14 protein-coding genes are annotated in these 13,501 nt (G+C 45.4%); 3 read left to right on the top strand and 11 right to left on the bottom strand.

What is annotated here, in order from left to right; all coding sequences use genetic code 11:
- Positions 1-12 precede the first annotated feature (12 nt).
- Positions 13-1,638, top strand: coding sequence for a SulP family inorganic anion transporter (locus ICE93_RS05055; protein WP_216186179.1), 1,626 nt, complete (start codon positions 13-15; stop codon positions 1,636-1,638).
- Between the two features lie 7 nt (positions 1,639-1,645).
- Here ICE93_RS05055 and ICE93_RS05050 read toward each other — a convergent pair whose 3' ends face one another.
- Positions 1,646-2,365 (bottom strand): sulfite exporter TauE/SafE family protein, encoded by a 720-nt coding sequence (locus ICE93_RS05050; protein ID WP_216186177.1) that lies wholly within the window; start codon positions 2,363-2,365, stop codon positions 1,646-1,648.
- A gap of 76 nt (positions 2,366-2,441) precedes the next feature.
- On the opposite strand from ICE93_RS05050, the gene fnr reads away from it, so the two are divergent.
- Entirely contained in the window at positions 2,442-3,212 is a 771-nt protein-coding gene (gene fnr / locus ICE93_RS05045; protein WP_216186175.1) for a fumarate/nitrate reduction transcriptional regulator Fnr, read from the top strand.
- Here fnr and ICE93_RS05040 read toward each other — a convergent pair.
- The 10 genes from ICE93_RS05040 to ICE93_RS04995 form a co-directional block, all read right to left on the bottom strand.
- Positions 3,209-3,469 carry a hypothetical protein gene (locus tag ICE93_RS05040; RefSeq protein ID WP_216186173.1) on the bottom strand — a complete coding sequence of 87 codons (261 nt, stop codon included), beginning with the start codon at positions 3,467-3,469 and terminating at the stop codon, positions 3,209-3,211. The genes fnr and ICE93_RS05040 overlap by 4 nt on opposite strands.
- Positions 3,466-3,672, bottom strand: coding sequence for a FixH family protein (locus tag ICE93_RS05035; protein ID WP_216186171.1), 207 nt, complete (start codon positions 3,670-3,672; stop codon positions 3,466-3,468). Before ICE93_RS05035 ends, ICE93_RS05040 begins: the two co-directional genes overlap by 4 nt.
- A gap of 25 nt (positions 3,673-3,697) precedes the next feature.
- Positions 3,698-5,155, bottom strand: coding sequence for a cytochrome c oxidase accessory protein CcoG (ccoG, locus tag ICE93_RS05030; RefSeq protein WP_216186169.1), 1,458 nt, complete (start codon positions 5,153-5,155; stop codon positions 3,698-3,700).
- 12 nt (positions 5,156-5,167) lie between these two features.
- Positions 5,168-6,094 (bottom strand): cytochrome-c oxidase, cbb3-type subunit III, encoded by a 927-nt coding sequence (gene ccoP / locus ICE93_RS05025; protein ID WP_216186167.1) that lies wholly within the window; start codon positions 6,092-6,094, stop codon positions 5,168-5,170.
- Entirely contained in the window at positions 6,091-6,258 is a 168-nt protein-coding gene (locus ICE93_RS05020; protein WP_068324448.1) for a CcoQ/FixQ family Cbb3-type cytochrome c oxidase assembly chaperone, read from the bottom strand. The genes ccoP and ICE93_RS05020 overlap by 4 nt, the downstream gene beginning before the upstream one ends.
- 34 nt (positions 6,259-6,292) lie before the next feature.
- Positions 6,293-6,943: a cytochrome-c oxidase, cbb3-type subunit II gene (gene ccoO, locus ICE93_RS05015; RefSeq protein ID WP_216186165.1), complete on the bottom strand. Its 651-nt coding sequence runs from the start codon at positions 6,941-6,943 to the stop codon at positions 6,293-6,295.
- 12 nt (positions 6,944-6,955) lie between these two features.
- Positions 6,956-8,395, bottom strand: a complete 1,440-nt coding sequence (gene ccoN, locus ICE93_RS05010; RefSeq protein WP_216186162.1) for a cytochrome-c oxidase, cbb3-type subunit I — start codon at positions 8,393-8,395, stop codon at positions 6,956-6,958.
- A gap of 189 nt (positions 8,396-8,584) precedes the next feature.
- Complete coding sequence (gene ccoS, locus ICE93_RS05005) at positions 8,585-8,740, bottom strand: cbb3-type cytochrome oxidase assembly protein CcoS (protein ID WP_216186161.1); 156 nt, start codon at positions 8,738-8,740, stop codon at positions 8,585-8,587.
- Positions 8,741-8,749: 9 nt separating this feature from the next.
- Positions 8,750-11,182 (bottom strand): heavy metal translocating P-type ATPase, encoded by a 2,433-nt coding sequence (locus ICE93_RS05000; protein ID WP_216186159.1) that lies wholly within the window; start codon positions 11,180-11,182, stop codon positions 8,750-8,752.
- A gap of 8 nt (positions 11,183-11,190) precedes the next feature.
- Positions 11,191-12,426, bottom strand: a complete 1,236-nt coding sequence (locus ICE93_RS04995) for an MFS transporter (protein ID WP_216186157.1) — start codon at positions 12,424-12,426, stop codon at positions 11,191-11,193.
- Between the two features lie 86 nt (positions 12,427-12,512).
- On the opposite strand from ICE93_RS04995, the gene ICE93_RS04990 reads away from it, so the two are divergent.
- Entirely contained in the window at positions 12,513-13,496 is a 984-nt protein-coding gene (locus ICE93_RS04990) for a tripartite tricarboxylate transporter substrate binding protein (RefSeq protein WP_216186155.1), read from the top strand.
- Positions 13,497-13,501 lie beyond the last annotated feature (5 nt).

Here is a 13,501-nt window from a genome sequence, read left to right as displayed (position 1 = left end):
AATATTGAGCTTATGTTTTTTCGCCCACGACTATTAGACACATTTAACGGATATAACCGCACCCTTTTCACAAAGGATGTGTTGGCTGGTCTGACGGTTGGCATTGTTGCGCTGCCACTGGCTATGGCCTTTGCAATTGCCAGCGGACTCAAACCAGAGGCGGGTATTTTCACCGCTATTATTGCTGGTGGTCTCATCTCGCTTCTAGGTGGTAGTCGCGTTCAAATTGGCGGCCCAGCAGGCGCCTTTATTGTGATTGTCTACGGCATCGTCGAACGCTACGGCGTGCCGAATTTATTGTTAGCAACTGCCATGTCTGGAGTTTTTTTATTTCTGATGGGTGTGTTTCGCCTTGGAACGCTAGTGCGCTTTATTCCGATAGCAGTCATTATTGGCTTTACAAATGGCATTGCCTTCTTGATTGGCCTATCTCAAATCAAAGATTTCTTCGGGCTCCAAATTGAAAAAATGCCTGCCCAATTTTTTCAATCTATTCATGCGCTTTATTTAGCTGCAGATACTTTTAATCCTATCGCTCTCGGCTTGGCCTGTGGCAGCCTCGCTTTAGTAATCCTTTGGAAGTTATTTCAGAATCGCCTGGGATGGCTATCGCATCTTCCTGGCACAGTAGTGGCTATGGTTGTGGCAACCATTGTTACCAGCGCATTGAACTTGCCGGTCGACACAATCGGCAGTCGCTTTGGCGGCATTCCCTCTGGACTCCCCTCTTTTGAATGGCTACCGATTAGCTGGGATAACGCACAATATATGGTGGCACCAGCACTTACACTGGCACTACTGGGCGCAATTGAATCCTTGCTTTGCGCGCGTATTGCTGACGGCCTGATTCATGATCGTCATGAATCCAATCAAGAATTAATGGCGCAAGGTATTGCCAATTTCACCATTCCATTTTTTGGTGGCATGCCGGCTACCGGCACGATTGCGCGCACCGTTACCAATGTGGAAAGTGGTGCCACTACTCCGATTGCTGGTCTAGTTCATGCCTTAACCTTGCTGATCATCGTCCTGTTTGCTGCACCACTCGCTAAAAATATTCCGTTAGCTAGTCTTGCCGCCATCTTGATGTATGTCGCCTGGAACATGGGTGAATGGAGAAAGTTTATTGACCTCAAGCAGTTCCGCCTGCCATATCGAATCACCATTCTTAGTGTTTTCATTCTCACGGTTGTCTTAGATCTCACCATCGCTGTTCAAGTGGGTTTACTGTTGGCTTTTATCACCTTTATTTACCGCATCTCTAGCCTATCGCGCTGTGAGCCTGCTTTGGCGAGTGACTTCCCAGGACTAAGCAATCAACAAGGCCGCATAGATGCATATCGTATTCATGGCGCCATCTTTTTTGGCGCAGTCAAACTTCTAGAAAAGATTGAAACAAACTTACCGTCTCACACTCTCTTGCTTGATTTAAAAAATGTAATCTACATTGATACTTCGGGCATGGATACGATCATGGAGCTTGCCCATCTTTGCAAGATTAGAAATATCCGCTTACTAATTTGTGGCTTGGCACATCAACCGCTTGAGATGGCTGAGCGCAGTAACTTCATTGCTACACTACCGCCAGACTCTCTCTACCCTGACCTGATTTCCGGAATAGAGGCAGCGACAACTTAAAAGCGGCTTAAGATATACAGAAGCCGCCTTTTAGCAAAGCTTCAGGCAAAACCCATGATCGATATAAACCAAAGCTACCCGCAATTAGCAAAAGGGATGCAGCCAAATAACGTACCCAGCGGTATTGCCCAAACTGGGTGAGCGCTGCAGAAAATTTAGAGATTAATAATAGGTTGGGCAAAGTGCCCATCCCAAACGCCAGCATCAGCCCAGCACCAGTGAGCACATCACCTGATAAAAACGCAAGCGGCAAAACGCTGTAGACCAATCCGCATGGAACCAATCCCCAAAGCATGCCGCTAAACCAACGCGATGGGCCGCTGGCCATACGCCCCAAGTATTTAGCCCAGTAAGCGGCAATTTTGGAGGTTAGCCATTTACCCCCCAGCAATCCATCAGACTTACTAAGTCTCAGCAGGCGGATACCCATCAATATCAATATGAGAGAAGTTAACGCAAAGAGGGGACGCTGAATAGGAATGAGACTTTGCTGCCAAACTACAACCCCTACAGCAGCGGCAAGAGCACCCAAAAGAACATAAGTGGTCACACGCCCAAAATGCATGATTAACTGCAGGTAAAAAAGCTCCGATTTAGCCCTTAATGGTGCCTCTAATGCAACGGGCCTCTCGATGGCTGCCGCTATACCCCCGCACATCAGGGCACAGTGCCAGCCACTCACAAGAGCGCCCAAAAATACGGCAATTAGTAGGCTAGAAGTTAGCATCCGCTATCGAAATAAGGGTTAAAAAACGAGATTCACTACCCATATAGAATAAACTGACTGCATAATTAGTTCCAATATGAATTACAAGCCTACCGATACCCCAACTAGCAAATGCTCTGTATGCGTACTGGGTCAATTTTGCCTGCCGGTTGGTCTAAACAGCAGCGAAGTCTCAAAAATTGACAGTCTGGTTAAAGAACGTGTTCACCTGCAAAAAGGGGAAAGCTTATATCGCCACGGCGATCCTCTCAGCTCCGTATATAGCGTCCGCTTTGGCACTCTCAAAACTGAATTTTGCCTCCAAGATGGTCGCCAGCAAGTCATTGGATTTCACCTTCCAGGTGAAATCTTAGGTTTAGATGGCATTGGGGAAGGCCACTATCAATCAGATGCAATCGCTCTGGAAGAAAGCGAAGTCTGCATTATTCGCTACGAAGCCTTTGAAGATTTAGCACGTCAAATTCCAGTATTGCAAAATCAGTTTCACAAGATCATGAGTCGCGAGCTGACTCAAGACCAACGCCATCTACTTTCTCTTGGCACAATGCGCGCAGAAGAAAGATTGGCTGCATTTTTATTAAGTCTCTCTCAACGCTTAGCGGCGCGCGGCTATCTGAATAATGAATTTGATTTACGCATGAGTCGTAATGACATCGGCAGCTATCTTGGCATTCAGATTGAAACGGTCAGCCGTATGCTCTCACGCTTTGCTGAATCTGGTCTGATTCAAATCAAACAACGTCACATCAAGCTAATTGATATGAATGGTCTATACGAACTGGCGGGCATTCCAAACCCAGATCGCCAGGGCTGTGCAAACCCAGAAATCCCAATCAAACAGGTTTAAATTAAGCCGCGATCCACTTCTTTGGTGTCTGGTGACTCAATACCAGGCAGGATGTAAGCCGTAAGCGCACTAGATGCAGCGCAAAAGGTCCAAATAGCAAAAAATCCAATGGTGTAAATACCCTCATCAGAGATGTCAGGGTGATGGCCAAAAAATAGCAATTCCTGTGGGTGCACTATGGTGAACAACAAGCCCTCTGCCATGCCAGCCACCAAAAAAGAAGGCCACAAAATCCAGATCAGCAAGCGGTACTTCATTTTTGAACCTGCACATCTTTTATCTGCTGCTCGACCTTTAAACCGCGCTTAACAACACCATCACGCAATGGCTTATCAGCTTGATAGTTGATTGCCAGATAAATAGTGATAATGCAGCCAATCATTGCCACCGCAGGGCCGCTGATTAATAACCATGGCCACAATTGCTTAAACCATGGTTTAGTGATTTGCTGTTCTGTCATATGCATCCTCTCCATTGCTCTTAGCTTAACGGGGAATAATAAAAGTGGATTTCTCATCACGGGTTCTGGTAATCATCTCATTACCAGACATCTCGTGGGCAATCACATCAAAATGAATTGGGTAATTACCTGGCTGGTTGACGCCAGTCTCAGTACTCACCTTAATTGGCATCAATAAATTGCTTGCAGGCGCAACCTCAATTTCAGTAACAACCTGGCCTTGAGAATTAAGAATCTTCAAGCCATCTAAGCCAAGCGCTTTCACCTGCACGTTCATATTATTTTCTGATGCATTCATGATCTGAATGCGGTAAATATTTTCAATTCGCACACCTTCAACCTCGCGCGCTAAAGCCCCGCGGTCACGCATCACATCTACCCTCAATGGATTGCGAGTAGCCAGAGAGACTAGGAAGGCAGACGTAAGCACAGTAATAAAAGCAGTGTAGATCAAGACGCGTGGGCGCATGATATGGCGAATGGCGCTTTGATTTGATTCGCGATCCTCGATTGCTCGTTCAGTCGTATAACGAATCAATCCTTTTGGATAATCAACTTTTTCCATTACCTGATCGCATGCATCAATACAAGCACCGCAGCCAATGCACATGTATTGCAAGCCATCACGAATATCAATGCCAGTAGGACAAACTTGAACACAGATACTGCAGTCAACGCAGTCGCCCAAACCCAATGAAGCATGGTCAGCAGACTTACTACGACTGCCTCTTGGTTCGCCACGCACTTTGTCATATGTCACTAAGAAAGTGTCTTTATCTACCATCACACTTTGGAAGCGTGCATATGGGCACATATATTTACATACTTGCTCACGCATAAAACCTGCGTTACCCCAAGTAGCAAAAGCATAAAAACATAACCAGAAAGTCTGCCAAGGGCCCAAAGACAAATGGATTAATGCAGAGCCTAAGGTGGTAATAGGTGTGAAATAACCAATAAAGGTAAAGCCAGTCCAGAACGCTATCAATAACCAAAGGAAATGCTTGGTAATCTTGAGGCGCCACTTTCTAAAACCCCAAGGCCACTCCTCACCATCTAAACGAATGCGAGCAAAGCGATCTCCTTCTACCTTGCGTTCGATCCACATGAAGATCTCGGTATATACCGTTTGCGGACAAGCATATCCACAAAATAATCGGCCAGCAATGGCAGTAAAGAGGAAGAGTGCTAAAGCTGAAAGAATTAATAAGAGTGTGAGATAGATGACATCTTGCGGCCACAAAACAATGCCGAAGATATAAAACTTACGCTGAATTAAATCAAAGAGAACCGCCTGGCGACCGTTCCAGCTAACCCATGGCAAGCCATAAAATAATAATTGGGTTGCAAAGACCAGTATGAAACGCCACCGGGCAAACAGCCCAGATACTGAACGTGGGTAGATCTTTCGCCGGACCTCGTAAAGAGACTCCTCAATTACTTCTATCGGAATAGGTTTTCCACCCGGCGGAAGAACTGCCACTAAATACTTTTCTTATTTAGCTGCTGCTGGTTGTTTATTGTTAGATAAACCCCATACATATGCAGTTAATAAATGAATTTTCTCAGGACTCAAGACTTTATCTTGAGCAGGCATCATTGCCATGCGACCTTTAGTTACAGTCTCAACAATCGTTGCTTCTGAACCACCATACAGCCATGTCTTATCAGTAAGGTTTGGTGCACCTAAAGCAATGTTACCTTTGCCGTCGGGACCATGACAAGCTGCACAGTTTGCTTTAAACACTTCGGCACCACGCGCTGCTTTGAGATCATCAGCTGGCAAGCCAGAGAGGCTACGAACATAGTTAGCAACATCAACAATTTGCTTACTATCCAATTGTGGAAATGGAGGCATTACACCTGCACGGCCATTAATAAGAGTTGTCTTGATATTTTCTGGTGAGCCGCCATAGAGCCAGTCGCCATCAGTCAAATTGGGGAAGCCTTTAGCGCCGCCAGCATCTGAGCCATGACATTGTGCGCAAGAGTTCAAGAACAAGCGTTGACCCATTTCACGCGCTTTTGGATCCGCAGCTACTTGCTCAATATCCATAGTGACATATTTGGCATATACAGGCTTTAACTCATCATTTGCAGTCGTCATGGACTTCATAAGAGATCCGTCAGTGCTGTAGCCGAGTACACCCGGAAACGAGCCGAGACCAGGGAATAAAACTAAATACACCAATCCAAACACGCAGGATAGTAAGAACATCCACATCCACCAGCGTGGGAGCGGATTATTTAGCTCGCGTAAGTCCCCATCCCAGACGTGGCCTGTATCAGCGACTGCGCCATCAGCCGTATGCACTACTTTAGCTTTACGCTGTGAAAATAATAGCCAAACACACCAAACAATACCCACTAATGAAACTAGGGCGATGTAGCTACTCCAACCGCTGCTAAAAAAGTCACTCATGATTTATCCTTACTGAATTCATCCGGAAGATCAAATGGAAGTTCTGCTGATTCCTGGTTTGCTTCTTTCCTGCCAGGAGACCATGCCCACCAAACAATTCCTACAAAGAAAATAAGTCCAATTACCGTAGAAAAAGCCGAGAGGTAAGGTGTGATCTGTTCCATTTGATTTATATCGTTCTAATTAAAATCCCAGCCTTTACTTGGCCACCACTTCATCAACAACGATGTATCTACGATTTACGCCCAAGCCCTGAAGATAAGCAATCAATGCATCCTCTTCAGTTTTACCTTCTAGCTCTTTAGGCGCATTAGCAATCATTTCCTCGGTATAAGGGACACCCAGGCGAGTCATCGCAATCATGTGAGATTGAATTGTGGAAGCGTTTGCAGCATTTTTTTGTAACCAAGGATATCCAGGCATATTGGACTCAGGAACTACATCGCGTGGATTGCGCAAGTGAATGCGATGCCAATCATCAGAGTAGCGCGCACCTACACGCGCCAAATCCGGTCCAGTTCGTTTACTACCCCATAAGAATGGATGATCAAAGACGGATTCACCAGCCAAAGAATAAGGACCATAACGCTCAACTTCAGAACGCAAAGTACGAATCTGTTGTGAATGGCAACCAACACAACCTTCGCGTTGATAGATATCACGTCCCGCTAAGCGCAAAGCTGTATATGGCTCTACGCCAGGGCTTGGCTCAGTTGTGGTGTGTTGGAAAAAGAGAGGTACGATTTGCACCAAGCCTGCAATCGATACCACAATGATCGTGGCAATAATCAACCAACCAACGTTTTTCTCAAGCGTTCCGTGGGAAAAGAATTTATTTTCGCTAGACATTTTCTTCTCCTTTTAGTATTCAGCAACGGCCATTGGAATAGGCGCATTTACAAAAGTTTTACCTTGTACAGTTTTGAAGACGTTGAATGCCATCAAGAACATGCCGCCGAGGTAACACAAACCGCCCAACAAACGAATCATGTAGAAAGGATAGGTCGCTTTAACGGACTCAACGAAGCTATATGTCAATGTTCCATCTGGCTCAAATGCTCTCCACATCAAACCTTGCATTACACCTGCAATCCACATAGCGGCAATGTACAAAACAACACCGATAGTGGCAATCCAGAAATGCAACTCGATCCACTTAGTGCTATACATCTCTTTTTGACCAACCAAACGTGGAATCAAATAGTAGAGAGAACCAATCGTAATCATGGCAACCCAGCCTAAAGCGCCGGAATGCACGTGACCAATAGTCCAGTCCGTGTAATGAGACAAGCTATTTACAGTCTTAATCGACATCATGGAACCTTCAAAGGTGGACATGCCGTAGAAGGACAAAGCTACAACTAAGAATTTCAGAATAGGGTCACGACGGAGTTTGTACCAGGCGCCTGACAAAGTCATAATTCCGTTGATCATGCCACCCCAAGATGGCGCCAACAAGATTAAAGAGAATACTGTGCCAAGAGACTGGGTCCAGTCAGGCAAAGAGGTATGTTGCAAATGATGAGGGCCAGCCCACATGTAAGTAAAGTTCAAAGCCCAGAAGTGAACAATGGACAAACGATAGGAATAAATTGGGCGCTCCGCTTGCTTAGGAATGAAGTAGTACATCATGCCCAAGAAGCTAGTAGTCAAGAAGAAGCCTACCGCATTGTGACCATACCACCACTGCACCATCGCATCTTGTACACCAGCATATGCTGAATATGACTTCCACAATGTCGCAGGCATTTCCAAGTTATTGAAAATATGCAAAATAGCGATCGTCAGAATGTAAGCCCCGAAGAACCAGTTAGATACATAAATATGTTTCGTCTTGCGCTTCATGATGGTGCCGAAGAACACCACTGCATAAGCCACCCAAACTAAGGTGATCAAGATATCAATTGGCCACTCAAGCTCGGCATACTCTTTTGAGGTTGAAATACCTAATGGCAATGTCACGGCAGCCAAAACAATTACTGCCTGCCAACCCCAAAAAGTAAATGCCGCTAACTTGTCACAAAATAAGCGCGCTTGGCTTGTGCGTTGAACGATGTAATAAGAGGTTGCGAATAACGCCGATCCACCAAAAGCAAAAATGACCGCATTGGTATGGAGTGGACGTAAACGACCGTAACTCAACCAGGGGATATTAAAAGTGATTTCAGGCCAGATGAGCTGTGCTGCGAGAATAACTCCCACGAGCATGCCAACAATTCCCCAGAGCACAGTAACAATGGCAAATTGGCTGACAACCTTGTAATTGAAGGTATCTTGATTACTCCCCACGGTAAGTCCCATGGTTTCTCCTTTTTTGTGACCAAACAGCGACATAATCCAAATAGACTGGATCGATTATCAAAGTAAGGCCACTAAGGGGGTTTGATCTATATCAAAAAGGGTGGGGCAAATTCAGGAGAGGGAGAAAGAAAATGGCTTATTTTCCAAATCTCAGTAAACGCATGACTTTATTTGATAGTAATCACTAACTTATTTAGTCTTTGGAGTATCGTCATCCATCAAAATCGCCTCGCCTGGACCGTCTAAATCATCAAACTGACCACTCTTGATCGACCAGTTCAAAATCCAAACCAATAGCCCGATGAGGACTAGCGACAGTGGGACTAAGAGATAGAGACTTTCCATTCCTATAGTCTAAGCCTTTCGCAAACGCCAGGCATTTAATGTCACAGCAAGCGAGGAGAGTGACATGCCGATCCCTGCGACCCAAGGATTGACCCAACCCATCATTGCAGCCGGAATGGCAAGTAGGTTATAGATCAGAGCCCACAATAAATTCTCTTTAATAATGGTTTGGGTTTTGTCTGCTAGCAACAATGTTTTTGCTAAAGGCTCCAATGAGGTGGCAGTAAGAATGGCATCAGCACCAGCCGCAGCCAATGGTGCACCCGCCCCAACAGCTATAGAGATATCTGCCCGCGCAAGCAAAGGTGCATCGTTTACACCATCGCCAATAGCCCATATAAAACGCCCATCTTTTTGTAAGCGCTCAATGTAATCATATTTATCCTCGGGAGTGCAGCCACCTTGATAGTGTTCTATACCAACATGGTGCGCCCACCAAGCAACTGTCTCACGATCGTCTCCAGAAACTAAATGAACTGCAATATTCCTAGACTTCACTACTTTTAGGAATTGCTCCAGTCCCACCCTTGGCGTATCCAAGAAAACAAAGCTGGCGATCAAACCCTGTTCATCAGCTAAATGCACCTGACCATATTGCCCTTGTTGGGCGCCCAGCTCCACACCCAACCATAATGCACTTCCCAAACGATAGGAACCGGAACTAAGTCCTCTACCTAAAAGATTAATGACCGGCTCATTTAATAAAGGCAGCTTGAGTTCTTCACCTTCTGCAGCACGCAACAAAGAAAGTGCTAGTGGATGTCTTTGCCCTGCTTCTAACGCTGCTGCTAGTGCTAATGCATCCTCGCGGCGATAACCTGGACGAAGATTGATGATTTCTTGAAGCTCTGGCTGGCCCATTGTTAAGGTGCCGGTTTTATCCAGCACTAAATCAGTTGCTTTTACCAAGCCCTCCATCACGTGCCCACGTACGATCAGCAAGCCTAATTTAGTTACAGCGCCTTGAGCTGCTGCCATGGCAGTAGGTACTGCTAGTGATAAGGCACAAGGGCAACTAGCAACAAGAACTGAAACTAAAACTGTCCATGCGCGGCTAGGATCAAAGTAAAGCCAAATCGCCGAGGAAGCAAATGCACTTAGCAATAAAAAGCTAACAAAATATGCCGTCCACTTTTCTGCAAGACTCACCATCACTGGCTTTGCAAGTAAAGCCTGATCTAACAGTGCCGCAATACCTGCAATTCGAGTTGATTGCCCCACTGCCTCAATACGCATAAACAATGGATTGAGAATATTGTGTGTTCCTGCATATACGCGATCACCAATTTTTTTCTCTACCGGCTTAGATTCACCGGTTAGCAACGATTCATCTAATGCGCTTATATTTTCAATTAAGACGCCATCCGCAGGAACTACTTCTCCAGGAGATACTCGCAATACTTCACCCGGATTGCAATTGACTACCGGCACAACTTCAATATCTTGTGATGCAGGATAATTTATTGCACGCTCACAGGTGGCAGGTAATTGCTTTGCTAAGGCCTCCGCCCCACCCTGTGCGTCTTGCCTAGCCAATAATTCAACATACCTGGCGGCCAAGATAAATGCTACGAACATCGTGATGGAATCAAAATAGCTTTTACCAGACCCCATTACTAAATTAATAGTGCCCGCGATAAAAGCTAAACCTAAGGCCAAGGCTATAGGAACATCCATCCCAAGCATGTGCGTCTGATTGACTGACCGCAAACTCTGCCAGGAAGATTGAAATATCGGCCCAGCCGAATAAACAATGACGGGGACAGTGAGAGCCCAGCTTGCCCAACCCATCAACAACTCAAACTCAGGAGTTATGTCGGCACCAGTATAGGTTGGCCATGCATACATCATGACTTGCATCATACCGAGCATCGCAACACCAAGGCGCATGAGCAATTTACGTCTCTCAACTTTTTCCCTATCAAGCGATAAGGATGGTTCGAAAGGCCAAGCCTCATATCCAATGCGCTCAATTTCAAATAGCAATCGCGCTAAACTTGTTTTGATAGGCGAAAAACGTACCATCACCTTTTGGGTGACATAGTTAATTTGCACATCCTGAACACCTGCGTTACGACGCAAATGCTGTTCACATAGCCATACACAGGCTGCGCAACGAATTTTTTCTAAGCGCAGAGTGGTCTCTAAGTCATCTTCTTCTCCGGATGGTCGAGTAAAGCGACCACGCAAAGATGGATCATCATAAGGCTTTAGTTTTTCTGGAATTTCATTACTTGCAAGATAGGCTGCCGGCTTATCACCAGCCTGTGAACGCCTGGCATAGAAAACCTCTAAGCCCTCACCGTGAATGGTTTGCGCAATTGCCATGCAACCTGGACAGCAAAATGATCTAGTCTCACTACCTAATTCTGCTTCGATTAAATCACCCGGAAGAATCTGGCTTGAGCAGTGATAGCAAACTAAAGAATTCGATTTATTCATTTAATTACTCATACACGCGCTGCACTACCCCAACCTCTTCGACGCTCATAAATTACAAACAACACGCCCCATATCACCACAGCAACGTAAGCCCAAACCCAAGCTGCTTGAGAAGAACGTGAGCCTGATACATCCAACACAAAACCAAATATTGCGGGGCCCAATAAACCGCCGCCAAATCCCATGAGCGAGTGCAAACCCATAGCTGCGCCCTTAATATTTTCTTGCGCACTGATGACTAAACCTGCGGTAAGAGTTGATGAATCTGCCATGATGAAAATAGCATGTCCAATAGCGAGAGCAACAATCAACCACCACGATTGCCCTGTTGAACAAGCGAATGCAATACCTAATACAGCACTAGTTAGCATCACAATACAAACCCATTTTTGACGCCCTACTTTTAAAGCAATTTCATTACCCAATATAGATGCAGGCACACCAAAGAAATTAATCACTCCAGCCAAGGTCGTAGCCGCTAGAAAAAAGGATTCTCCTGATGCCACCGCACAAAATGCGAAGAATGCAACAATCCAACTTCTAGAGGCAAAAAGCTCTAATGTATGAGCGGTATAGCCAAAAATAAAGCCAGAAGCATTTTTGTCTTGTAAAACCAGTTTCCACTTATCCACCGGGAAGATATCGCGCAGACGTATATTGATTGGCCCCTGCCACTTGTCATGCTGCAATGCTGGAATAAATATCAAGACAATCAAAAATGCAGCCAATGGTCCTAACGCAATCAAACTAAATACATAATGCCAACCTAGCACACTCAAAATCCAACCGGAACATAAATAAGAAAACCCTGTGCCAATCCCAAAGAAGGCTGTGTAAAAAGCAATGTGTCGCGTTAATTCTCCAGACTGAATCCGATCTGACAATATTTTGAGGCCCGGCATATAGGTTCCAGCAAGGCCAGCCCCATTTAATGCCATAAACAATAGTGCCGTCCAAAAGTTATATGCCAATAGACCCATACCCAGGAGCCCACAAGTCGCAGTAAGACCGCCCACCAAGTAAACCTTGCGTGCATCAACCCGATCGGTCAACGCAGTTGCCAATGGAACTGCCAGCATGTAGCCAAAGAAAAAAGCGCTAGCGATTAAGCCTGATTGCAAATTACTAAGGTGCCATTCCTCTTGAAGAGCAGTTAGCACTACTGCATAGCAAGCAAAGCCCAATAAGGCACAGGTTTGTGCCAAGAGCATGAGAGGGGTATAACCAGCTGATCGTAAGCGCATAAATAGTCAGTATAAACGTGAACTCATTCTACTCGCCCAGATCAAGATTGACCCGCTACACTAATAAAAAACAAGATGGAGGCAATATGAATACCAAGTCACTAACCGTCAGACTCCTGCAAATAGGCGCCTGCCTATTTATTGGACTTAATAGCCCTTTAGCAATTGCCGATACCTACCCATCCAAACCCATTAAGGCAATTGTTCCCTTTGCCCCAGGAAGCACAACAGATCAAATTGGACGTGCGTTTGCAGCCAAGATGTCAGAGACCCTGGGTCAACCGGTTGTTATCGAAAATAAACCCGGAGCCAATGGTTTGATTGGCGCAGATTTTGTAGCTAAGGCAACGGCAGATGGCTACACCATTCTGATTGGGACCAATAGCACCAATGCTGCGCTTAAAAGCTTAGTCAAAAATTTACCGTACAACCAAGACACTGCTTTTACTCCGATTGGATATTTTGGATCAGCACCACTCATTATTGCAATTAATAACGACGTGCCGGCAAAATCGCTGAATGGATTTGTCTCGCTTGCTAAAGCCAACCCTGGAAAAATGACTTTTGCTTATGCCAGTACATCGCAACGGGTTTCCTCGGAAATGCTTGCAAGCTTTGCCGACATCCAGATGACTGGAGTGTCTTATAAAAGCGGACCCAATGCCATGACAGATTTAATCGGTGGTCAGGTCAACATGTTTACATCCGACTTTGGGGTCTCATTACCTCAAGTACAGTCAGGAAAAATTCGGGGTCTCGCAGTGACTTCTTTGAGGCGCTCGCCCGTGATTCCAGAATTGCCTACTGTAAATGAAGCCCTGGGCATCAAAGGCTATGAGCTTATTGCCTTCTTTGCAGCATTTGGACCAGCTGGTATGCCCAAAGATGCCATCTTCAAACTCAATCAGGCTATAAATAATGCCGCCAAATCAAAAGATTTAGTTGAAAGACTTTCTGCCAATGGTTTTGAAACTCAACCCGGTACGCCTGAGGCGCTCGGCCAAAAAATTAAACTTGAAACCGCTAAGTGGGCTAAAGCAATTAAAGAAGCAGGAATGCAACCAGAGTAAGTTAT

It is taken from the genome of Polynucleobacter sp. MWH-HuK1 (assembly GCF_018881815.1).
In the GTDB taxonomy this organism is placed as follows: domain Bacteria; phylum Pseudomonadota; class Gammaproteobacteria; order Burkholderiales; family Burkholderiaceae; genus Polynucleobacter.
The sequence above is the reverse complement of the archived record's forward strand: the minus strand, read 5'-3'. Positions and strand labels throughout refer to the sequence as shown.

Excerpts from the sequence above, each read along its gene's own strand:
- ccoS (WP_216186161.1), bottom strand. The coding sequence starts at position 8,740 with ATGGAAAGTCTCTATCTCTTAGTCCCACTGTCGCTAGTCCTCATCGGG.
- ICE93_RS05000 (WP_216186159.1), bottom strand. The coding sequence starts at position 11,182 with ATGAATAAATCGAATTCTTTAGTTTGCTATCACTGCTCAAGCCAGATT.
- ICE93_RS05040 (WP_216186173.1), bottom strand. The coding sequence starts at position 3,469 with ATGAAGTACCGCTTGCTGATCTGGATTTTGTGGCCTTCTTTTTTGGTG.
- ICE93_RS04995 (WP_216186157.1), bottom strand. The coding sequence starts at position 12,426 with ATGCGCTTACGATCAGCTGGTTATACCCCTCTCATGCTCTTGGCACAA.
- ICE93_RS04990 (WP_216186155.1), top strand. The coding sequence starts at position 12,513 with ATGAATACCAAGTCACTAACCGTCAGACTCCTGCAAATAGGCGCCTGC.
- ICE93_RS05035 (WP_216186171.1), bottom strand. The coding sequence starts at position 3,672 with ATGACAGAACAGCAAATCACTAAACCATGGTTTAAGCAATTGTGGCCA.
- ICE93_RS05055 (WP_216186179.1), top strand. The coding sequence starts at position 13 with ATGTTTTTTCGCCCACGACTATTAGACACATTTAACGGATATAACCGC.
- ccoO (WP_216186165.1), bottom strand. The coding sequence starts at position 6,943 with ATGTCTAGCGAAAATAAATTCTTTTCCCACGGAACGCTTGAGAAAAAC.
- ccoN (WP_216186162.1), bottom strand. The coding sequence starts at position 8,395 with ATGGGACTTACCGTGGGGAGTAATCAAGATACCTTCAATTACAAGGTT.
- fnr (WP_216186175.1), top strand. The coding sequence starts at position 2,442 with ATGAATTACAAGCCTACCGATACCCCAACTAGCAAATGCTCTGTATGC.
- ICE93_RS05020 (WP_068324448.1), bottom strand. The coding sequence starts at position 6,258 with ATGGAACAGATCACACCTTACCTCTCGGCTTTTTCTACGGTAATTGGA.
- ccoP (WP_216186167.1), bottom strand. The coding sequence starts at position 6,094 with ATGAGTGACTTTTTTAGCAGCGGTTGGAGTAGCTACATCGCCCTAGTT.
- ICE93_RS05050 (WP_216186177.1), bottom strand. The coding sequence starts at position 2,365 with ATGCTAACTTCTAGCCTACTAATTGCCGTATTTTTGGGCGCTCTTGTG.